The organism is Vibrio sp. Vb0349 (assembly GCF_033338975.1).
The window spans coordinates 1-20,213 of record NZ_JAWOTS010000015.1; the positions used below are offsets into that span (position 1 = coordinate 1).

18 protein-coding genes and 1 riboswitch are annotated in these 20,213 nt (G+C 42.7%); of the genes, 9 read left to right on the forward strand and 9 right to left on the reverse strand.

The window, feature by feature from the left end:
• Nucleotides 1-139 precede the first annotated feature (139 nt).
• Nucleotides 140-850 carry a two-component system response regulator TorR gene (gene torR, locus R7Q47_RS15885; protein WP_005378370.1) on the reverse strand — a complete coding sequence of 237 codons (711 nt, stop codon included), beginning with the start codon at nt 848-850 and terminating at the stop codon, nt 140-142.
• A gap of 266 nt (nt 851-1,116) precedes the next feature.
• Here torR and torD point away from each other — a divergent pair, with 266 nt between their 5' ends.
• From torD to R7Q47_RS15910, 5 genes are all read left to right on the forward strand, one after another.
• On the forward strand, nt 1,117-1,764 hold the full coding sequence (torD, locus tag R7Q47_RS15890) for a molecular chaperone TorD (RefSeq protein WP_005378369.1): 648 nt from the start codon (nt 1,117-1,119) through the stop codon (nt 1,762-1,764).
• Nucleotides 1,765-2,231: 467 nt separating this feature from the next.
• Entirely contained in the window at nt 2,232-3,236 is a 1,005-nt protein-coding gene (gene purR, locus R7Q47_RS15895; protein WP_005378368.1) for an HTH-type transcriptional repressor PurR, read from the forward strand.
• A 287-nt stretch (nt 3,237-3,523) separates the two neighbouring features.
• Nucleotides 3,524-3,613, forward strand: a riboswitch (cyclic di-GMP riboswitch).
• A 116-nt stretch (nt 3,614-3,729) separates the two neighbouring features.
• Nucleotides 3,730-4,320, forward strand: a complete 591-nt coding sequence (locus R7Q47_RS15900; protein WP_005378367.1) for a TfoX/Sxy family DNA transformation protein — start codon at nt 3,730-3,732, stop codon at nt 4,318-4,320.
• A 114-nt stretch (nt 4,321-4,434) separates the two neighbouring features.
• A complete protein-coding gene (locus R7Q47_RS15905; RefSeq protein ID WP_005378366.1) occupies nt 4,435-5,121 on the forward strand; it encodes a TVP38/TMEM64 family protein in 687 nt (228 codons plus the stop codon).
• Nucleotides 5,122-5,141: 20 nt separating this feature from the next.
• Entirely contained in the window at nt 5,142-5,462 is a 321-nt protein-coding gene (locus tag R7Q47_RS15910) for a DUF2007 domain-containing protein (protein ID WP_248487470.1), read from the forward strand.
• A gap of 31 nt (nt 5,463-5,493) precedes the next feature.
• Here R7Q47_RS15910 and R7Q47_RS15915 read toward each other — a convergent pair whose 3' ends face one another.
• The 4 genes from R7Q47_RS15915 to topA all read right to left on the reverse strand — a co-directional run bounded on the left by R7Q47_RS15915 (nt 5,494) and on the right by topA (nt 12,310).
• Entirely contained in the window at nt 5,494-6,297 is an 804-nt protein-coding gene (locus R7Q47_RS15915) for an alpha/beta fold hydrolase (RefSeq protein WP_017820032.1), read from the reverse strand.
• Between the two features lie 109 nt (nt 6,298-6,406).
• A complete protein-coding gene (gene glgA, locus R7Q47_RS15920) occupies nt 6,407-7,864 on the reverse strand; it encodes a glycogen synthase GlgA (RefSeq protein WP_017820031.1) in 1,458 nt (485 codons plus the stop codon).
• Entirely contained in the window at nt 7,854-9,071 is a 1,218-nt protein-coding gene (gene glgC / locus R7Q47_RS15925; RefSeq protein ID WP_005378352.1) for a glucose-1-phosphate adenylyltransferase, read from the reverse strand. The genes glgA and glgC overlap by 11 nt, the downstream gene beginning before the upstream one ends.
• Before the next feature lie 608 nt (nt 9,072-9,679).
• Nucleotides 9,680-12,310, reverse strand: coding sequence for a type I DNA topoisomerase (gene topA, locus R7Q47_RS15930; RefSeq protein ID WP_005378351.1), 2,631 nt, complete (start codon nt 12,308-12,310; stop codon nt 9,680-9,682).
• A 434-nt stretch (nt 12,311-12,744) separates the two neighbouring features.
• Here topA and R7Q47_RS15935 point away from each other — a divergent pair, with 434 nt between their 5' ends.
• Complete coding sequence (locus R7Q47_RS15935) at nt 12,745-12,993, forward strand: YciN family protein (protein WP_005387884.1); 249 nt, start codon at nt 12,745-12,747, stop codon at nt 12,991-12,993.
• Between the two features lie 63 nt (nt 12,994-13,056).
• Here R7Q47_RS15935 and aroA read toward each other — a convergent pair whose 3' ends face one another.
• Nucleotides 13,057-14,337, reverse strand: a complete 1,281-nt coding sequence (gene aroA / locus R7Q47_RS15940; protein WP_017634728.1) for a 3-phosphoshikimate 1-carboxyvinyltransferase — start codon at nt 14,335-14,337, stop codon at nt 13,057-13,059.
• 290 nt (nt 14,338-14,627) lie between these two features.
• Nucleotides 14,628-15,104 carry a glycine zipper 2TM domain-containing protein gene (locus tag R7Q47_RS15945; protein WP_005378348.1) on the reverse strand — a complete coding sequence of 159 codons (477 nt, stop codon included), beginning with the start codon at nt 15,102-15,104 and terminating at the stop codon, nt 14,628-14,630.
• 39 nt (nt 15,105-15,143) lie between these two features.
• Between R7Q47_RS15945 and aat the strand changes: the two genes are divergently transcribed.
• From aat to infA, 3 genes are all read left to right on the forward strand, one after another.
• Nucleotides 15,144-15,851 carry a leucyl/phenylalanyl-tRNA--protein transferase gene (gene aat / locus R7Q47_RS15950; protein WP_137281834.1) on the forward strand — a complete coding sequence of 236 codons (708 nt, stop codon included), beginning with the start codon at nt 15,144-15,146 and terminating at the stop codon, nt 15,849-15,851.
• Nucleotides 15,848-16,549 carry an arginyltransferase gene (locus R7Q47_RS15955; protein WP_005378346.1) on the forward strand — a complete coding sequence of 234 codons (702 nt, stop codon included), beginning with the start codon at nt 15,848-15,850 and terminating at the stop codon, nt 16,547-16,549. The genes aat and R7Q47_RS15955 overlap by 4 nt, the downstream gene beginning before the upstream one ends.
• Before the next feature lie 81 nt (nt 16,550-16,630).
• Nucleotides 16,631-16,849, forward strand: a complete 219-nt coding sequence (gene infA, locus R7Q47_RS15960) for a translation initiation factor IF-1 (RefSeq protein ID WP_001040192.1) — start codon at nt 16,631-16,633, stop codon at nt 16,847-16,849.
• Between the two features lie 134 nt (nt 16,850-16,983).
• Here the strand turns inward: infA and clpA are convergent, their stop codons facing one another.
• Together clpA and clpS are read right to left on the reverse strand one after the other, a co-directional pair.
• Nucleotides 16,984-19,251 (reverse strand): ATP-dependent Clp protease ATP-binding subunit ClpA, encoded by a 2,268-nt coding sequence (clpA, locus tag R7Q47_RS15965; protein ID WP_005387879.1) that lies wholly within the window; start codon nt 19,249-19,251, stop codon nt 16,984-16,986.
• 50 nt (nt 19,252-19,301) lie between these two features.
• Nucleotides 19,302-19,622 (reverse strand): ATP-dependent Clp protease adapter ClpS, encoded by a 321-nt coding sequence (clpS, locus tag R7Q47_RS15970; protein WP_005378419.1) that lies wholly within the window; start codon nt 19,620-19,622, stop codon nt 19,302-19,304.
• Between the last annotated feature and the right edge of the window lie 591 nt (nt 19,623-20,213).

Below are 20,213 nucleotides of genomic sequence, written 5' to 3' on the forward strand. Positions count from 1 at the left end.
GTTCTTTTAGTTGTTGATTTCATAACACTCTCCAATTTTGGGGGTGGAAAGTGTCAACCTTATTTAGGACGGCACAGAAGCCACAAAAAAGGAGAGCCGAAGCTCTCCTTTTTCTTTTTACGATTGAGTTATGTTCCAACTAGTCACCAGCAAACATATAGCCTTCGCCGTGTACCGTTACAAAAATCTGTGGGTTCTTAGGATCGAACTCCATTTTTGCGCGCATACGTCGAATAAGAACATCAATGGTGCGGTCATTCGGCGCATCCACTCGATGGCTGATCATGTTCAAAATACGCTCACGACTTAACACCTGGTTAGGATAAGACGATAATGCCACCAAAAGTTCATACTCTGCTTTAGTTAGTTTTACTGGCTCACCGTTGCGGCTAAGTGCGCGACGTTGAATGTCGAATGTCCACTCCCCAAAGCGCACAATGTGCTCTTCACTGGTTTCATTCGCTTTCGAGCTGCCACTGCGCGCTGCTGAAATACGCCACAGCAAGTTTTTAACGCGAACTAACAGCTCTCTCAGTTCAAAAGGTTTTGTCACATAATCGTCAGCACCCATTTCTAGGCCTACGATTTTATCAATGCTATCCGTGCGTCCTGTTACTAATATGATACCAATATCCGATTGGCTACGTAACTCACGAGTAAGCATCAGGCCGTCTTCACCAGGCAGGTTAATATCCAGCATGATCAGGTCTACATCGCCCGCTTGCAAAACTTCACGCATTTCTGCGCCACTCTCTGCTTCGCTGACTTGGTAGCCCTCATTTTGGAAATATCCCGCAAGCTTACTACGAGTTACAACATCATCTTCTACGACTAATACGTGATAGCTCATTTACACCACTTTTCTGTCTTCTTATTATCCAAGACGTATTCTATTCATAACTAGTAACATTTCTAGTCATAGATACATTAAAACGCAAGATTTAGCGTTTTTATTGATTCAAAACAAGCTTGCCCATTGCTATTAATAAACGGTCATTTTTGACCATAAAACATAACAATTATAGTTACTGCTATTCATTTTAATTGATTACACTTAGGGGATATCCCTAATTGACTTTGTGATGCATGACTTGAAGCATCATTCAGGAGCCCAAAATGCAAGAAGTGAAAGCTTTTAATGAAAAACGCGCTGAAATTTACTGGTGGTTTTCGAGCTTGTTCGCAAAAGAACTAACAGAGAAAGAATTGGAAGCCTATCACAGTGTTGAAATTCGCAGTTTTCTCGCAGGTTTAGGTGAAAATGAGTCGCTGAAACCAGCTGTTGATAGCCTAGTTGATGCATTGAATCGGTTACAAGATCGTGAAGATGCACAACTAGAGCTTGCAGCTGACTTTTGTGAACTGTTTTTGAAGACAGAAAAATACGGCGCTCTTCCTTACGCATCCATGTACATTGGTGAATCAGGTTTACTGAATGACAAGCCAGCTGAGGAAATGGAAAAGTTGATGGCTGAATTTGGCGTTCAAGTAGACGAAAACCTAAAGGAACCTGCGGATCACTTAGCCGTTGAGCTCGACTTTCTCGGGAACATGATTATCCGCTCAAACGAGCTTGAACAAGAAAAACACATGGAAGAAGCCTTCGTTAAACAAAACGACTTTATCCAGCAACAATTGATGTCTTGGTTACCTCAGTTTTCAGACAAATGTAAAAAATTCGATGAATTTGGATTTTACTCAAGTGTCGCGAAACTATTAGTTGCATTTTGTAAACTAGACAGCGCCTACCTTCTTGGTGAATAATTGCCGCCTATTTTTAGGGAGCCTGCCTATCGGGCTTCCTGTGTGCCTGAAAGTGACCGATTGTAAGTAACTTGGGTATAATATTCGTTTGCCTTAACTTAGCGCAAAGACGCTTGGTTATTTAGCAGTCAAAATGTGACTTCAAATACACAAATCTCTTGCTGAAAACATTGCTAGTCAGTCCACATAGGGCTAAAATGTGAGCGCAAACGATTAAATATGATTTATATGTAAACCGCTGAAATATAGCGGTTTTTGTGTTTTCTTAACAGGTTGATGGCAATTTCTCATCAGATAGAAAAAGATAAAATTCATCGACCGATGCTGCTACGCACCCTTTTGTCGCACTTGGATCAACCGCTGCCGAGACACTTAGCGCCAATTTTAGATTGCTAGGTGTGAAACCATTAGAGCATCAGGTACATCCAATACGACATATTTCAGTAGCTCGATACAGGACACCATTTATGGCCACGATAAAAGACGTTGCTCGCTTAGCCGGCGTTTCCACTACGACAGTTTCGCACGTTATCAATAAAACGCGTTTCGTTGCAGAAGCAACGCAAGAAAAAGTAATGAAAGCCGTTGACGAGCTGAATTACGCGCCAAGTGCCGTTGCACGCAGCCTAAAATGCAACTCAACTCGTACTATTGGCATGTTAGTAACGCAGTCAACCAACCTATTCTTCTCAGAAGTGATTGACGGGGTTGAGAGCTACTGTTACCGCCAAGGCTATACTCTGATTTTATGTAACACAGGCGGGATTTACGAAAAACAACGCGATTACATTCGTATGCTGGCTGAAAAGCGCGTTGATGGCATCCTAGTGATGTGTTCTGACTTAACCGAAGAACTAAAAGAGATGCTTGACCGTCATGCGGACATTCCTAAAGTGGTCATGGATTGGGGCCCAGAGAGCTCGCAAGCAGACAAAATCATGGATAACTCAGAAGAAGGTGGCTACATTGCGACCAAACATCTGATTGACAATGGTCATACGGATATCGCTTGTCTAAGCGGTCATTTTGAAAAGCTTGCTTGCCAAGAGCGCATTGCAGGTTTCCGTCGCGCAATGAGCGAAGCGAACCTAGCTGTAAATGAAGACTGGATCCTTGAAGGTAACTTTGAATGTGATACGGCCGTATTAGTTGCAGATAAAATTACCGCAATGGACAAGCGCCCGACGGCGGTATTCTGTTTTAACGACACAATGGCTCTAGGCCTAATGAGCCGCTTGCAACAAAACGGGATCAAAATTCCTGAAGATATTTCAGTGATCGGCTACGACAACATCGAGCTTGCAGAATACTTCTCTCCACCGCTAACGACTATCCACCAACCTAAACGTCGTGTTGGTAAAAATGCATTCGAAATTCTACTTGAGCGTATCAAAGATAAAGAACACGAAAAACGAATTTTCGAAATGCAACCTGAGCTTGTAATTCGAAATACTGTGAAAAAAATGAACTAAATTTTACTGTATTTAACCGTGTTAAATAAGCGCTCTACAGGGGCGCTTATTTTTTTGGGAAAATTAAGCATTCTCTAATACTTCACACCGCTCTAATAACAATTGACTAACGTTAACTCCCTGTTTTATATAAATGTAATATATATTAAGAACTCCTTTTCAAAGGCCAATTTGCACCTTTCCATATGCAAAATAGAGCATTCAATCTATCATTTTTATTGAACCAAAATCACACTTTTAACGCTAAACCGTGATGTTAATTCAATATAAGAAGTATGCTCATTGTGTCACGCACAGGGCAAACCATTCGAAAGAGTGGGACGCAAAGCCTCCGGCCTGAACCATATTACGATATGGAAGGTAGCGGGGTTACCGATGGCAAGTGTGTAAGCAATGACTTTACTCTGTAATGACATTGTTTTTACGCATGTTTGCTACTCTCTCGGACCTGACTTTTGGTGGCGTAATATTAATTACACCGAGATAACAAAACATGGATAAACCGATACTCAAAGACTCTATGAAGCTATTTGAGGCACTTGGTAATATCAAGTCGCGCTCAATGTTTGGTGGCTTCGGACTATTCGCTGATGAAACAATGTTTGCACTAGTGGTAAACAATCAGCTTCATATCAGAGCAGACCAAAAAACTTCATCTGACTTCGAGAAACAAGGGCTAAAGCCTTACGTTTATAAAAAACGTGGCTTTCCAGTCGTTACAAAGTACTACGCTATTTCCAGCGATTTATGGGAATCAAGCGAACGCTTAATCGAAGTAGCGAATCAATCATTGAAAAAGGCAAAGCTTGAGAAAGAACAGCAAGCAAGTACAAAGCCTAACCGTTTGAAAGATTTGCCTAACTTACGACTGGCTACCGAGCGCATGCTAAAAAAAGCCGGCATCGAATCCGTAGAGAAGCTTGAAGAGGAAGGTGCGCTTAACGCCTATAAAGCGATAAGAGATACGCACTCTGCAACCGTCAACATTGAGTTGCTATGGGCACTAGAAGGTGCTATCAACGGCACTCATTGGAGTGTGGTACCTCAAGCTCGCCGAGATGAGTTGATGAACGGCCTCCAATAAAAGTCGGCCTAAAAACTATCTTGTAAAACCGCAGTCTAATCTGCGGTTTTTTTGTGAAATTTTTTCGGTTTTTCTACTGTCTTATTACATATACCCCAAATTGGAATCAAAATTATGAATAAGAAACTGATATTAGGTCTCATCCTACTAGCGGCTATCGTCTTTTTAGGTATTAACTTTGGCCAGTATTTAACCTTAGAGAATGCAAAAGCCCAACAAGAAGCACTAACTACATACATCGATCAGAATTTTGTATTCTCGGCTGCGATTTACTTTTTTACCTACATTGCAATTACCGCTTTTTCTATCCCAGGAGCGGCAGTAGTCACCTTACTTGGTGCAGCCTTATTTGGTTTTTGGACAAGCTTGCTACTGGTTTCTTTCGCTAGCACTATGGGGGCAACACTGGCCTTCTTGAGCAGCCGATACTTATTGCGTGACTGGGTACAAAACAAATTCGGAAATAAACTCAACGCAATTAATCAAGGTGTCGAAAAAGACGGAGCTTTTTATCTATTTTCCTTGCGTCTAATCCCTGTATTCCCTTTCTTTCTAATCAACTTACTGATGGGTTTAACACCGATGTCTGTAGGTCGATTTTATCTCACTAGCCAAATAGGTATGCTGCCAGGCACAGCCGTATATCTGAATGCAGGTACTCAATTAGCAACAATTGAAAGCCTATCGGGCATTGTTTCACCCGCAGTATTAGCGTCTTTTGCGCTATTGGGACTATTTCCAATCATCACTAAATGGGTTATGAATAAAGTAAGGCCGACACCGAGTCAGCAAAACTCGTAATTGGTGAAGTGGGTGTATTGATGAAAATATTTATCGCTAAAAACCCAGCAGAAGCACACATTGTATGTGAGCTGCTTAAAGTGGAACAAATTTACTGTGAAGTTCGTGGAGAAGGTATTTTCGGCTTAAAAGGAGAACTGCCGTTTGGTGATGGTACCGATCCTTATGTGTGGCTTTTTGACACTGCACAAAAGATGAAAGCTGAAGAAATAGTAAAAGCATATCGAAAACAATCCGATAGGCATGAGTATCAAGATTGGCAATGCCCAAAATGTCATGAAATAAACGAAGGGCAATTTGGTGCATGTTGGCAATGTGGATATCAACTAGGAGAGCTATAGCGGCTCTCCTATTCAGTGGATGCACTCAGTTTTAAGCACATACAGCTTGCTGTTTAATAAACTCGATGGAGTGTTGATTGAAGTCTTCTGGACGCTCTACATTGCATACATGACCACAATTCGGGATTTCTCGTAGAATGCTGAGCTTATGCGCTGCAACCATTTCTTTGACAGGTTTAATAAACATGTAATCCCTGTCGCCCATTAAGTAAAGAGTCGGAATGGGTAACTCTCGATCTTTAAAATATTTCATTAACGGATTTACATCAGCAGCAAGAATAAACCAACGTTTAAATTCTTTTTGGCAAAGCTTCTTGGCTTCGCGAATAAAAAGGTGGCGAGATTCTCGTTGGCTTCTTTGAGGCATAACAATATAAGCGAACAGTTTGTAGAGCCACATGTACGGTAGGATATGCTTACAAAAATTACCTAATTTCACTAATATCTGAGAACGAGTGTTAAGCCTTGTGACAGCACCGCCGAGCACCATCGAACGTACGCGCTCTGATGACAATTCAGCAAGGTTTCGAACAATAATAGTACCAAGCGACATACCGACAAAATGAGCGGATTGGATCTTTAAATGGTCCAATACTTTCAAAATATCTTGGGTAACTTCCGTAAAGGTATAACGGCTAGCAATGAGCTCTTTAAGTAACTGATTTGACTTTCCATGACCTCTTAAATCGATCAGCAATAAGTTAAAGTGTTGCTTGTAAGCTTTAATTTGCTTGAACCAGATAGAAGAGCTACCACCAGCACCGTGCACAAATACAACCCACTCATTACTAGTAGGGTGCAAATAGGTTTTATGAAAAAGTAGCGGCTGGGTCATATTGAGTATCAAAAAGATCGTGCTATTGAGTAAAAAGCCATCCTACCACACTCCCCTTACTCAAGATAATAAAGGCACCTCATTCAGTGCCTTTCGTTACAATTTTAAGTCAAACTAACGCTGAGTGGTAAAGCTGCAAATAAGATTCTGCGGCCTTTTGCCAACAAAAGTCTTGTTGCATCGCGTGCAACTGTACTTTATTCACTTCAGGCTCGTTTTGAGCGTAGAGCAACAGTGCCCTTAGCATCGTTAACAACAATGCCTGCGGTGTCGGTTCGAAAAAAACAAACCCCGTTGCTTCAGATGGGTTTACATCATAATCGCTAACGCTGTCCTTTAAGCCACCAACACCGCGTACTATCGGTAATGTCCCATAAGCCATACTATAGATTTGGTTTAAGCCACATGGTTCAAACTCAGAAGGCATCAAGAAGAAATCAGAACCAGCTTCAACGATATGCGCAAGTTCATTGTCATACGCTTCTACAAAGGCAAATTTGCTAGAAAACTGCGCGGCAACCTCTCGTAACTGAGCGGCAAGAACAGGGTCTCCGGTCCCAACGACAACTAGCTGAACATCGTGCTTCAAAAAATCGGCCAAAGCAGGCAACAAGTAATGAACGCCTTTCTGCTGGGTCAACCGACAAACCATACCGAACATAGCTACATTTTTTTCGGGCAAATTTAGTCGTTGTTGTAATGCTTTTTTACAAGCTTTCTTCCCTTGCGACATACTTTGCTGGTCGGCGCAGTAATTAACCGGCAAGTAGGTATCAGTTTCCGGATTCCAAGCGCTGTAATCACAACCATTCAAGATGCCGACTAAGTCCTGCGCACGTTGCTGAAACTCCCAAGCCATGCCGTGACTGCCAAGCTCTGTTTTTAGCTCCTCTGCGTACGTAGGGCTAACCGCGTTTATCTTATCTGCATTCATTACACCAGCTTTAAGCATCGTAATATGCGTTGCACTCACCGCAGCATCGGGAACGTTTCTACAATGAAACTCTGGCAAACACTGCACGTCTTCATAACTAAATACGCCTTTAAAGACCGCATTGTGAATTGAAATGACGCTTTTAGTATGAGCAAAAAACGGATCATTGCCATACCTGTGCTTGAGCAAAAATGGAACAAGACCTGTGTGCCAATCGTTCGCGTGTATGATATTAGGTTGAAAAGCGAGCTTGGGTAACATGTCAAGACATGCTGCACTAAAAAACGCAAAGCGCTCGCCGTTATCAGTATACGCTTGGTTGTTCTCCGCATACATTGATGGTCGATTGAAATACGGCGGACAATCAATCAGGTAAACAGGATTTTGACCTAACATGAGCCGCAAAACTCGATACTCCGTATGCGGCCATGATGTTAATTCTGTTTCTAATACAACTTCTGCGTCTGCGAGTTTATCAATACTGCTGTACGCAGGGATGGTAATTCTTACGTCTTGCTGTAGGTTTTGAAGGGCTTCCGGTAGTGCCTTGGCAACATCTGCCAAGCCACCACTTTTAATGAGGCCTTCAACCTCAGAAGCTACAAACAGAATAGATAAGTTGTTAGTAGCCAACTCGAGCTCCTTTCGGAATAACAACAATGCCCTCCTCAGACACGTGGAAGTGTTTTTTATCTTCTTGAAGATTCACACCAATCTGAGTACCAGGAGCAATATCGGCATCCTTGTCGACAATCACACGACGTAAAACACAGCCTTCGCCAATTTTTACGTCACCAAGAAGTATACATTCGCTGATATCGCAAGCAGAAGCAATATTACTGCGAAAACCAAGCACCGACTTTTCGATTCTTGAGCCTCTAACATAGCTGCCATTACACACTAAACTATCTATTATCTGCACACGACCATTATCAGAGTCGGTAAATGTCGCAGGTGGCAATGGTGGGTAGTAGGTGTGCAATGGCCATTTACGGTTGTACAGCGAAAATGGAGCATCTTTTTCTAGCAGATCCATATGCGCTTGCCAGTACGCATCAATAGTTCCGACATCACGCCAGTACACCTCTTCTTTTTCGCCACTGATTTTGTTGGTACTGAAGTCATACACGAACACATCACCTCTAGGGAACATCTTTGGAATGATGTCCTTTCCAAAATCATGTGATGAAGCTTCATTATCCGCATCTTCGACCAACTCTGAGAACAATACCTGAGCTTCAAAAACATAGTTACCCATTGAAACTAAAGCGTAATCAGGGTCCCCAGGAATCGACTTCGGATTTGCTGGTTTTTCTTCAAAGCCAATCATACGACCTTCACTATCGACTTCGATAACCCCAAATTGCGACGCCTCTTTTAGTGGCATGCGCAATGCAGATACCGTCAGAGAAGCCTTCTTTTCTGAGTGGAAGTTCAGCATTTGTTTGATATCCATCTTATAGATATGGTCAGAGCCAAAAATACAAACTTGCTCTGGTTCCTCTAATTCCATAAAACGCAGGTTTTGATAGATCGCGTCCGCCGTCCCTTCGTACCAACGTTTACCAGTACGCATTTGAGCGGGAATAGGATCGATAAAGCGGTCTGTAATGCCGTTGATGTTCCACCCCTTTTTTAAGTGATGGAATAAAGATTGAGATTTAAATTGGGTTAGGACGTAAATGCGCATCAGATCCGCATTAACAAAATTGTTTAGAGCAAAATCGATCAATCGATAACTACCACCAAACGGTACCGAAGGTTTACTGCGAGATTCCGTTAAAGGTCTCAAACGAGAGCCTTCACCGCCAGCAAGAATCATTCCCAAAACACCAGCCATTTGTTGTTCTCCATATCGTTATAGCTTGGATTTGGTACTCGCTTGAATGAGTCACACTCGGGGAGTCAAGCGAATACATTTAGCAACCGTCTCTGAGTTTCTGTGAACTCTTACAACACGGATAAAAAAGCTACGGCACTTCCAGTATGCAACGTCCACTCTTTCCTTATTTTTTGACGCAAACAATGCACACAGTTGCACTAATTTTTGTAATAAATTATCTAAGCGGGTTCTAAATTACAATTTTTAATACGCCATTCTGTGTACCATACAGCTCTTGCGTACTCAAGACGATATCTAGATCACACATGGAAAAGCAAACGATTACATTGTGAAAACAATTTACGAACGGATTCACTACACCGCCGATTTTTTAGCCCAATGTATAACAAATATGTGAATGCAAAATGAAAGTTACAACGAATATTTTTTACATAAAAAATACATCAGCGACTACGAAATATTGATGCAGGGATCTTCTTGCGTCAGCAAAACTCAGTCAAAGCAGCAAAGATCTATACGAACAACACAGTGGCCTTTACGCAAAAACAAAACGCAAAAAAGGCAGCGATATCGCTGCCTTTTTACATTACTTAGATCGTACGTTTTTATGCTTTCGCTTTTTTACGCTTATCAGTGACTTCCCACTTACCGTCAACAAAGAGCGCTGTCCAACCAGATGGTTTGCCATTCTCTTCCGAACGAACGTAGTTCTCTTTTGTTTTGCGACTAAAGCGTACGACTGCAGGACGACCATCAGGATCTTCTTGCGGTGCGGTCGCTAGGTATTTGAACTTCTCAGGTAAACGCTCTTCAAAACGTGCCAGTTCAGCAACCAAAGGAGCACGTGTCTCGCGCGATTTCGGGAAGTTGCTTGCCGCCATAAATAGACCTGAAGCACCATCACGAAGTACGAAATACGCATCTGAGTTTTCACATGGCAACTCGGGGAAATGAACAGGATCTTCTTTCGGGGGCGCGACTTCGCCATTCTTCAAGATCTTACGAGTGTTCTTACACGTTTCGCTCGTACAATCCATGTATTTACCAAAGCGACCGTTCTTAAGCACCATATCAGAGCCACATTTGTCACATTCAACAACTGGACCATCGTAGCCTTTTACTTTGAACTCGCCGTATTCAACAAGGTAGCCTTCACAATTCGGGTTATTACCACAAACATGCATCTTACGCTTGTCATCAATCAGGTATGCGTCCATCGCTGTTTCACAGATCGGACAACGCTTTTTAGCGCGCAGAGCTGCGGTTTCAACGTCTTCTTCTAGAACGTTAATAATACCTTCTTCGTCACCCAAGTTGATGGTTGTCTTACAACGCTCTTTTGGTGGTAACGCGTAACCTGAACAGCCTAAGAACACACCTGTCGAAGCAGTACGGATGCCCATTGGACGGCTACACGTCGGACACTCGATATCCGTCATGACGATGTGATTTAACTTCATACCGCCTTCTGACTCATCTAGCTCCGCTTTTTCAAGATCGCCAGTAAAATCAGCAAAGAAGTTGTCTAACACAGCTTTCCAGTTCACTTCACCTTCAGCGATTTGGTCCAATTTCTGTTCCATACGCGCAGTAAAGTCGTAGTTCATCAAATCGTTAAAGCTGTCATCAAGGCGGTCAGTAACAATTTCACCCATTTTTTCAGCGTAGAAACGGCGCTGATCAACTTTCACGTAGCCACGATCTTGAATCGTAGAAATGATCGATGCGTAAGTCGACGGACGACCAATGCCTCGTTTCTCCAGCTCTTTAACCAGTGCTGCTTCAGTGTAGCGCGCAGGTGGCTTTGTAAAGTGCTGTTTAGGGTCAAGTGACTCTAAGCTTAGCTTATCGCCAAGTTGTACCGCTGGAAGGATTGTATCCTCGTTTTTGCCCATTGGACGCTGTACACGAGTCCAGCCGTCAAATTTAAGGATACGGCCTTTCGCTTTAAGCGTGTATTCTGCCGCTTTTACGCTAATGGTTGTTGAATCGTATTCTGCTGGCGTCATTTGACACGCTACAAACTGATTCCAAATCAAAGCGTAAAGTTTGTGCGCATCAGCATCGACACCTTGCAGGTCTTCCGCCTTAACACCCACATTTGAAGGACGGATCGCTTCGTGCGCTTCCTGTGCTCCTTCTTTGCTACCGTACGTCAATGGTTTCGCTGGTAGGTACTTATCACCAAACTCAGAACCAATAAAGTCACGTACAGCGTCCACAGCCTCGGCACTTAGGTTAGTCGAGTCAGTACGCATATAAGTGATGTAACCGGCCTCATAGAGGCGCTGAGCTAGCATCATGGTCTTTTTCACGCCGTAGCCCAGACGTGTACTTGCTGCCTGTTGAAGCGTAGAGGTGATGTAAGGTGCTGAGGGCTTGCTCTTTGTAGGGCGGTCTTCACGCTTACATACTTCGTAACTTGCATTCTCAAGTACAGACATCGCTGCTTTGGTTTCTGCCTCATTAACTGGCTTAAACGCAGAACCGTCTTTCTGAGCAACAAGCAGTTTAAAGTCCGCTTTGTCTTTCGTTTTCGTATTCGCATGAATGTCCCAGAACTCTTCTGGTACAAACGCGTTAATCTCACGCTCGCGCTCAACTAACAGTTTCACCGCAACAGACTGCACGCGACCAGCAGATAAACCACGAGCCACTTTTTTCCAAAGTAAAGGTGAAACCATAAAACCAACGACACGGTCCATGAAGCGACGTGCTTGTTGGGCATTTACACCATCCATGTTCAGCTCGCCAGGTGTCTGGAAAGCTTGTTGGATCGCGTTTTTCGTAATTTCGTTAAAAACTACACGTTTGTATCGCTCTTCATCGCCACCGATGATCTCACGAAGGTGCCATGCGATTGCTTCTCCTTCGCGGTCCAAATCGGTTGCGAGATAAACGCAATCTGCGTCTTTGGCGAGTTTTTGTAGTTCGTTGACAACTTTTTCTTTGCCTGGAAGGATTTGGTAATTCGCTTCCCAGTCATGATATGGGTTAATCCCCATCTTTTTGATCAACGCTTTGCGGTCTTTCTCTTTTTTAACGCGCGCTTTCTCTTCCGGACTCATCCCTTTAGTTGAGATGGCTGCGGCTTTTTTCTCACCAGTGCTTTGACCGGCCGTAGGCAGATCACGCACATGACCAACACTAGACTTAACAATAAAGTCTTTACCAAGGTACTTATTTATCGTCTTTGCCTTGGCTGGTGACTCCACTATAACGAGTGATTTACCCATAACTGACTCTAACGTCCTTCATAATAATGCGGGTAGAAACCTTGTTTAAAGGCCACCCGCATAATGTTCTATTTCATTGCTTCTTTTTTTACTATTGTGCGAGATGAAAAGAAGATCAACTGCTTTTTTGAAATTCAGATCCGATTGGTTGACAATTCATCGTCTTTATACTTCAAAGAGACAGGGTTCTGAAAGGTATTGAGCGGCATATCTAAACAGGCAAACTTAGCATCCGCTAATCCAATGCAATAAATTTTGTTACCCATCACAAAATAGTTTGGTTCAATGCTCTGCCATCTTCCTCCGCATCATGCTTATACTCTAAAAATTGATCTGTTTAGTCTTACTGAACGATTGACTGAATTAATCATGCAAACCCATTTTAGTTGTAGGTATACTCAGCGTTCTTAACTGAATAGGATGGTAGAAAGAATATGTCTGATAGAACGTTTATCGAAGAGTTCGACCTTCTTTTGATCGCTAACCAAATCATCCAAGAGCACGATGATTACATCGAGGGGATGCGAGCAACAAGCGTAGAAGAAAAAGAAGGTGTTTTAGTTTTTAAAGGTGAATACTTCCTTGATGACAAAGGTTTACCAACTTCAAATACGACTGCAGTATTCAATATGTTCAAATACTTAGCGCATCACCTTTCTAAGGAATTTACGCTGGTTAAATAGTATTGGGAAACAAAAAAGCCAGAGTGTTATTCACTCTGGCTTTCCTGTTTTAGGTCAGAATATTTAGCAACTTAAAGCCTTAAGTTTGTCGAAGTAGTCAGGGAACGTTTTCGACGTACACTTTGGATCGTTAATCGTCACAGGCGTATCACTAAGTGCCACCAGCGAAAAACACATCGCCATACGATGATCATCGTAAGTATCAATCGCTGCATGCTTTAACTGAGAAACAGGTTTGACGATGATGTAGTCTTCCCCTTCTTCCACTTCCGCACCAACTTTACGTAACTCAGTCGCCATAGCTGACAAACGGTCTGTTTCTTTTACACGCCAGTTATAAACGTTACGAATAGCGGTAGTGCCTTCGGCAAATAACGCTGTTGTCGCGATGGTCATTGCAGCATCAGGGATATGGTTGTAATCCATATCAATGCCTTTTAATTGACCAACACGTGAAATTACGTAGTCATCACCCCATTCAATTTCTGCACCCATTTTTTCAAGCGCATCAGCAAATTGAATATCACCTTGAATGCTGTTTTTACCGATACCCGTTACTTTAACTTCTCCACCTTTGATGGCTGCCGCCGCCAAGAAGTAAGAAGCAGAAGACGCGTCACCTTCAACCAAGAAATCACCTGGAGCGATGTATTGCTGACCGGCTGGAATCACAAACTCTTGATAGTCGTTGTTGATCACATCGACTCCAAACTGCTTCATGATATGCAGGGTGATATCGATATAAGGCTTAGAAACCAAATCGCCTTCGATGTTGATGCGAATTTCACCTTCAGCCAATGGCGCAGACATTAAGAAAGCGGTCAAGAACTGACTTGAAATGGACCCATCGATAGAAACTGTACCTGCTTTTAGGCCAGTACCAATTATTTTGAGAGGCGGAAAGTTCTCGTTTTCCATGTACTCAACGTTCGCACCAGCATCTTTCAGTGCCGTGACAAGGTGACCAATTGGACGCTCTTTCATACGAGGTTCGCCCGTCAGTACATACTCCCCTTCTCCAAGACAAAGAGCCGCAGCTAATGGTCGCATCGCAGTGCCAGCATTGCCGAGAAATAACTCTACCGGCTCTGAGACAGAAAACGGACGCCCAAGGCCGTCAACGAGACATTCTGTTTTATCTTCGGAAAGTTGGTATTGAACGCCTAGTTTAGTCAGCGCATTCAGCATATGACGAATATCATCACTGTCGAGGAGATTAGTAAGGCGAGTTCTGCCTTTAGCAAGAGCAGCAAGTAAAAGAGCTCGATTAGAAACACTTTTAGAGCCAGGAAGGTTCACTTCCCCTTGAATTTTATTGATAGGTTGTAACGTTAGGCTTTCCATTAAAAGTTGATAATCCTTTGTGCCCTCAACATACGATTTTTTATGAGGGCTAAACAATTCTTCGTGAATTCAGACTACCCAAAAAAACACGACAAAACCAGAGTAAATCGGCGCTAATTTATGAATATCCTCAAGCAGCCTAAAGATACAGAATTAAAGGCATTGCCAGCGATGTAAATCAGAGCGAAAGAAGCACGGCGAAACAGCAAACTATTTCAACTTTATTTGACGATAAGCCAGCCCGACTGTACATGCCTGATTAGGCTTCGTTAGACTAAAACAACCTAGGGTTAATAAGTGATATCAACCCTGACTCCATCATCAAAATATAAAATACGAACTTCATCCCCTCGACTAAATAACATATTTTTATCAACATCTTGGATGACATTAATTAGCTTATCACCCTTCACTTTGATGAGTAGCTCAACTAACTTATATTCAACCGTGTATTGGTAATTACTTTGGTTTTGAGCAACTGCGGCACCTGCAAGCGCACCCACTGCCGTCGCGACTTCTCTTCCCGTACCGCCACCAAATTGATTACCGACTAAACCACCGATAGTGGCACCAAGTAGTGTCTTCCAACCGTTACTTTTCGATTGAACAACCTCTTGTTGAGTAATATAACGGACAGAGTCAATCTTCCCGTAAACTACTTCATTAACTGGCTTGGCAACATTTCTTTCATAGGCTGCGTTGGCGACAAGTGGTAAAAACAGTATGATCCCAAGCCATACTTTTACGATATTTCTTAACCAGGTCATCATAAACTCCTCTGACTCCAATGTTGGTAACGACTTCTTATGGCTATTTATTTAACTGAACTCGATGAAACGTTCAACTTTCCCTCACCCTATAAAGCACTCAGCGACCCCAATGGTTTGCTGGCTTTTGGTGGTGACTTAAACCCCATGAGAATCCTCAATGGTTACTATCAAGGCATTTTCCCTTGGTATGGTCCTGGTGAACCTATTTTATGGTGGAGCCCTTCTCCGCGCGCTGTGTTTGACCCATTGCAGTTTAAGCCATCTAAAAGTCTCAAAAAATTTCAGCGTAAACATAACTATAAAGTAACACTCAATTTCGCGACAGAAGAAGTGATTAGACTATGTTCTTCAACACGCCCTGCAGAGGAAACATGGCTCAACGAGGAAATGCAAACTTCCTACATTGAGTTAGCCAAACTTGGTCACTGTCACTCTGTAGAAGTATGGCATGACAACAACCTGATTGGCGGACTATATGGCATCTGCGTGGGCCAACTTTTTTGCGGGGAGTCGATGTTTAGCCTAAAAGATAACGCATCCAAAATTGCATTGTGGTACTTATGCAACCATTTGGCGTCAAAGCAAGGTCAATTAATCGATTGCCAAGTTATGAATTCTCACTTGGCATCACTTGGCGCATTTGAACTTGAGCGTGACGAATTTATGCAAAAACTACTATCTTTAAGAGAAAAGCAAACACTATTTGATACCTATCAGCCCCAAGTTTTGCAGGATTCAGTATGAGTACGGATATACAACATATTCGAATAGGGTTGACGAATAATCACCCTTGTAGTTATTTGCCTGAACGGCAAGAGCGGGTTGCGGTGGCGCTTGATGAAAGGCTGCATACTGAAGAAAATTACCAGTTGCTCATGGCTAACGGTTTTCGTCGTAGCGGAGATACCATATATAAACCGCATTGCGAGCATTGCACCGCTTGCCAGCCAATTCGAGTCTCGATTCCAGACGTTAGATTATCAAAAAGTCAGAAGAGGCTGCTTAATAAAGCACAGTCTTTACGCTGGGAAATGAAACCTGAAATGGATGAGGAATGGTTTGAGCTTTACAGTCGGTACATCTGCAAACGGCATAAAAACGGCACTATGTATCCACCAAAGCGTGATGAGTTTGCTCGATTTGCTCAAACTAGCTGGCTGACAACGTCGTTTTTACACATTTACGATGAATCAGATCAATTGCTCGCCATTGCGGTGACAGATTTGATGCCACAATGCTCGAGTGCTTTTTATACTTTCTTTGACCCTGACTACGAGTTATCTCTTGGCACGTTAGCAGTGCTTTATCAAATTAAATACTGCCAAGAAAACAAACAACAGTGGCTATATTTGGGATATCAGATTGATGAGTGCCCAGCAATGAGCTACAAAACACGCTTTCAACGCCACCAAAGGCTAGTAAATCAGCGTTGGCGAGGGTAGAATACGCCTCAACTTTACATAATTACTATTTAGCGGCAGAATATAGCCCGCTAATATTGCCTAATTTCTAAAGAGGATTAAATGGCTAAAGAAGACGTAATCGAGATGCAAGGCACTGTCCTTGACACTCTACCAAACACTATGTTCCGTGTTGAACTTGAAAACGGTCACGTTGTGACTGCTCACATCTCTGGCAAGATGCGTAAGAACTACATCCGTATCCTAACGGGTGACAAAGTAACTGTAGAGATGACTCCATACGACCTGTCAAAAGGCCGCATCGTCTTCCGCGCTCGTTAATCTCTGATTTTCGGATGCAATAAAAAACGGAGCAAGCTGCTCCGTTTTTTATTGCACAATTTTTTCCGATTTAATTCAGATAAAAAAAGCGTACGATCTTCTCGTACGCTTTTGCGTTTGTTACCGACTAACGATTAATGCATCGCTGTCTCTTTCTCACTTAAGTATTCAAACTCAAGCGTATCGTTGACCAGCGTTACCTTCACTGTACCGCCGTCAACTAAAGATCCAAACAACAGTTCGTTAGCCAAAGGCTTCTTAAGCTGTTCTTGGATAACACGCCCCATTGGGCGAGCCCCCATAGCTTTGTCATAACCTTTATGTGCTAACCAATGGCGAGCGTCTTGCGATACTTCCATTGAAACGCCTCTCGCATCAAGTTGCACTTGCAGTTCAACAATGAACTTATCAACCACTTGATGGATAACGCTTTCATCAAGGCTGTTAAACCAGATGATGTTATCAAGACGGTTACGGAACTCAGGAGTAAACACCTTCTTAATTTCCGCCATTGCATCGTGACTATTGTCTTGTTGAATCAAACCAATTGATTTCTTCTCGGTTTCCGCCACACCTGCGTTAGTTGTCATAACAAGAATGACATTACGGAAGTCTGCTTTGCGACCATTGTTGTCCGTTAGCGTACCGTTATCCATGACTTGCAACAACAGGTTAAAGATATCAGGGTGCGCTTTTTCAATCTCATCAAGTAATACGACTGAATGTGGGTGCTTAATAACAGCATCGGTTAGCAAACCACCTTGGTCATAACCGACATAACCAGGAGGCGCACCAATTAAGCGACTTACGGAGTGACGCTCACCATACTCAGACATATCAAAACGAAGTAGTTCGATACCTAGAAGCTTAGATAACTGCACCGTCACCTCTGTTTTACCAACCCCTGTTGGGCCTGCAAACAAGAATGAACCAACAGGTTTGTTGTCTACACCTAAACCTGCACGTGTCAGCTTGATCGCCTCGGATAATGCATCAATCGCATTATCTTGACCGAATACCAACATCTTCATTTTGCTATCTAAGTTTTTCAAAATGTCTTTATCTGAAGAAGAAACCGACTTCTCTGGAATTCGCGCCATTTTGGCAACCATTGATTCGATATCAGCCACTCCGACCGTTTTTTTACGACGGCTTGCAGGAGCAAGACGACTACGAGCACCAGCTTCATCAATGACATCAATGGCCTTATCTGGTAGATGGCGTTCATTAATGTATTTAGCCGACAGTTCTACCGCGGCACGCAGTGCTTTATTGGTATAACGTACTTCATGGTGAGCTTCGTACTTCGGCTTCAAGCCCATCAAGATTTTAGTTGTATCATCCAATGAGGGCTCTACAACGTCTATCTTTTGGAAGCGGCGAGACAACGCACGCTCTTTCTCGAAAATGTTGCTGTATTCTTGGTATGTCGTCGAACCAATACAACGCAACTTACCGCTACTTAAAAGAGGCTTAATAAGATTTGCTGCATCGACTTGACCACCAGATGCCGCGCCTGCACCGATGATGGTATGTATTTCATCGATGAACAAAATGGCATCTTCTTCTTTTTCAAGTTGTTTCAAAATCGCCTTGAAGCGCTTTTCAAAATCACCGCGATATTTGGTACCAGCGAGCAAAGAACCAATATCTAGTGAATAAATCACGCTGTTTTGAATAACCTCAGGGACCTGCCCTTCGACAATTCGCCATGCAAGACCTTCCGCAATGGCTGTTTTACCAACCCCTGCCTCACCCACTAGTAGTGGATTATTCTTGCGGCGTCGACAAAGTACCTGAATAGTGCGCTCTAACTCTTTATCACGTCCAATGAGTGGGTCGATGTTTCCATCTTTAGCGACTTGATTAAGATTCGTCGCAAAGCTTTCTAGGCGTTCTTCAGAATTAGGCTCTTCAACACTTTCTGAGCTAAACGAGTCTGATGATGAATCCTCACCTGCACCTGATGCTTTAGTAATACCGTGGGAGATGAAGTTAACAATATCTAATCGGGAGATGTCATTTTTCTTCAGTAAGTAAGCGGCATGCGACTCTTGTTCACTGAAGATAGCAACAAGCACGTTGGCGCCTGTTACTTCATTACGACCAGACGACTGTACATGAAAGACGGCGCGTTGTAGTACACGTTGAAAACTCAAAGTCGGCTGCGTTTCACGCGTCTCATCACTATCTGGGATAAGAGGCGTAGTTTGATCGATGAAAATATCGAGTTCGTTGCGTAAAGCGTCAAGATCCGCCTTACAAGCTAGAAGGGCTTCCTTAGCTGCATCATTTTCCAACAATGCAAGTAGGAGGTGTTCGACAGTCATAAACTCGTGGCGTTTGTCGCGCGCCCGAGCAAATGCACCGTTAAGGCTTGACTCTAGTTCTTTATTTAGCATAAGTACCTCCCGAAAAAACAACTGGGGTTGTTCGAGCAAGTCTTCTTTGTTTACGCTTGCTCCATAGTGCAAAGTAGCGGATGTTCATTTTCCCTTGCGTACATCGTAACTTGCGCTACTTTTGTTTCGGCAATTTCTGCGCTGTATGTGCCGCAGATTGCCTTTCCTTCATAGTGGACCTGAAGCATGATTTGAGTTGCTTTATCAATATCATGTGAGAAAAATCGCTCAAGCACCTCTATGACGAAATCCATAGGTGTATAGTCATCATTATTGAGTACGACATTGTACAGCTTAGGTGGCTGGACTTTCGTACTTTCTCGCTCCAGAAGATCAGAGTCCGGAGTGACCCATTCAAAATTTTTACTCATGGCAATCTAAAGATATCGTATCAAAGGGTTGATGTTTTCGACCTATAAAAACAATCTACCACAAGCGTGCAGCGCGGTGTAGTGAGTTATGGCACCGAATTCGATCTTTGATCGATAAAAGTTGCTACCTAATATAGAGACTAATGCACGTCTTGATACGGCGCAAATAAAAGATGCTTGTCGATAAGTTACACATTTTTTCTTATAAAAGAACTTTCTATTTATTGCTTTCGGACTATTGCAAACCACCCCATCATCTTCTATCTGGATCACACTTCCTCATTGAGAATACGGTAATTATCACGAAAACTTCATTTTTTATTCAGTCAGAGGATTCTTCTCCCATAAGCAACACGGACAGTATGGCTTTTTCAGTATGAGCCACTTCATAGGCAAATTGACTAAACTTCTGCGTATATACGAAAAACTGTTTGCAAATTTGTTAATCTCAAAAGTGATTTGTTTTCAATTATGTTTCTGTTTGTTGCTCACTGCTATTGACTGTCGAAATTCATTGACTACAGTGGAAAGTGTCGATGCATAAATCATCATTTTGAAACTTCTCTTCTTTAAGTGGTTTGATGAATGTGA

What these genes read in the sequence shown, in the direction of transcription:
- R7Q47_RS15915 (WP_017820032.1), bottom strand. Translation starts at nt 6,297, where the DNA reads ATGACCCAGCCGCTACTTTTTCATAAAACCTATTTGCACCCTACTAGT.
- R7Q47_RS15905 (WP_005378366.1), top strand. Translation starts at nt 4,435, where the DNA reads ATGAATAAGAAACTGATATTAGGTCTCATCCTACTAGCGGCTATCGTC.
- R7Q47_RS15935 (WP_005387884.1), top strand. Translation starts at nt 12,745, where the DNA reads ATGTCTGATAGAACGTTTATCGAAGAGTTCGACCTTCTTTTGATCGCT.
- infA (WP_001040192.1), top strand. Translation starts at nt 16,631, where the DNA reads ATGGCTAAAGAAGACGTAATCGAGATGCAAGGCACTGTCCTTGACACT.
- aat (WP_137281834.1), top strand. Translation starts at nt 15,144, where the DNA reads ATGGCTATTTATTTAACTGAACTCGATGAAACGTTCAACTTTCCCTCA.
- clpS (WP_005378419.1), bottom strand. Translation starts at nt 19,622, where the DNA reads ATGAGTAAAAATTTTGAATGGGTCACTCCGGACTCTGATCTTCTGGAG.
- topA (WP_005378351.1), bottom strand. Translation starts at nt 12,310, where the DNA reads ATGGGTAAATCACTCGTTATAGTGGAGTCACCAGCCAAGGCAAAGACG.
- R7Q47_RS15910 (WP_248487470.1), top strand. Translation starts at nt 5,142, where the DNA reads ATGAAAATATTTATCGCTAAAAACCCAGCAGAAGCACACATTGTATGT.
- glgC (WP_005378352.1), bottom strand. Translation starts at nt 9,071, where the DNA reads ATGGCTGGTGTTTTGGGAATGATTCTTGCTGGCGGTGAAGGCTCTCGT.
- R7Q47_RS15945 (WP_005378348.1), bottom strand. Translation starts at nt 15,104, where the DNA reads ATGACCTGGTTAAGAAATATCGTAAAAGTATGGCTTGGGATCATACTG.
- R7Q47_RS15955 (WP_005378346.1), top strand. Translation starts at nt 15,848, where the DNA reads ATGAGTACGGATATACAACATATTCGAATAGGGTTGACGAATAATCAC.
- torD (WP_005378369.1), top strand. Translation starts at nt 1,117, where the DNA reads ATGCAAGAAGTGAAAGCTTTTAATGAAAAACGCGCTGAAATTTACTGG.
- aroA (WP_017634728.1), bottom strand. Translation starts at nt 14,337, where the DNA reads ATGGAAAGCCTAACGTTACAACCTATCAATAAAATTCAAGGGGAAGTG.
- torR (WP_005378370.1), bottom strand. Translation starts at nt 850, where the DNA reads ATGAGCTATCACGTATTAGTCGTAGAAGATGATGTTGTAACTCGTAGT.
- clpA (WP_005387879.1), bottom strand. Translation starts at nt 19,251, where the DNA reads ATGCTAAATAAAGAACTAGAGTCAAGCCTTAACGGTGCATTTGCTCGG.
- R7Q47_RS15900 (WP_005378367.1), top strand. Translation starts at nt 3,730, where the DNA reads ATGGATAAACCGATACTCAAAGACTCTATGAAGCTATTTGAGGCACTT.
- purR (WP_005378368.1), top strand. Translation starts at nt 2,232, where the DNA reads ATGGCCACGATAAAAGACGTTGCTCGCTTAGCCGGCGTTTCCACTACG.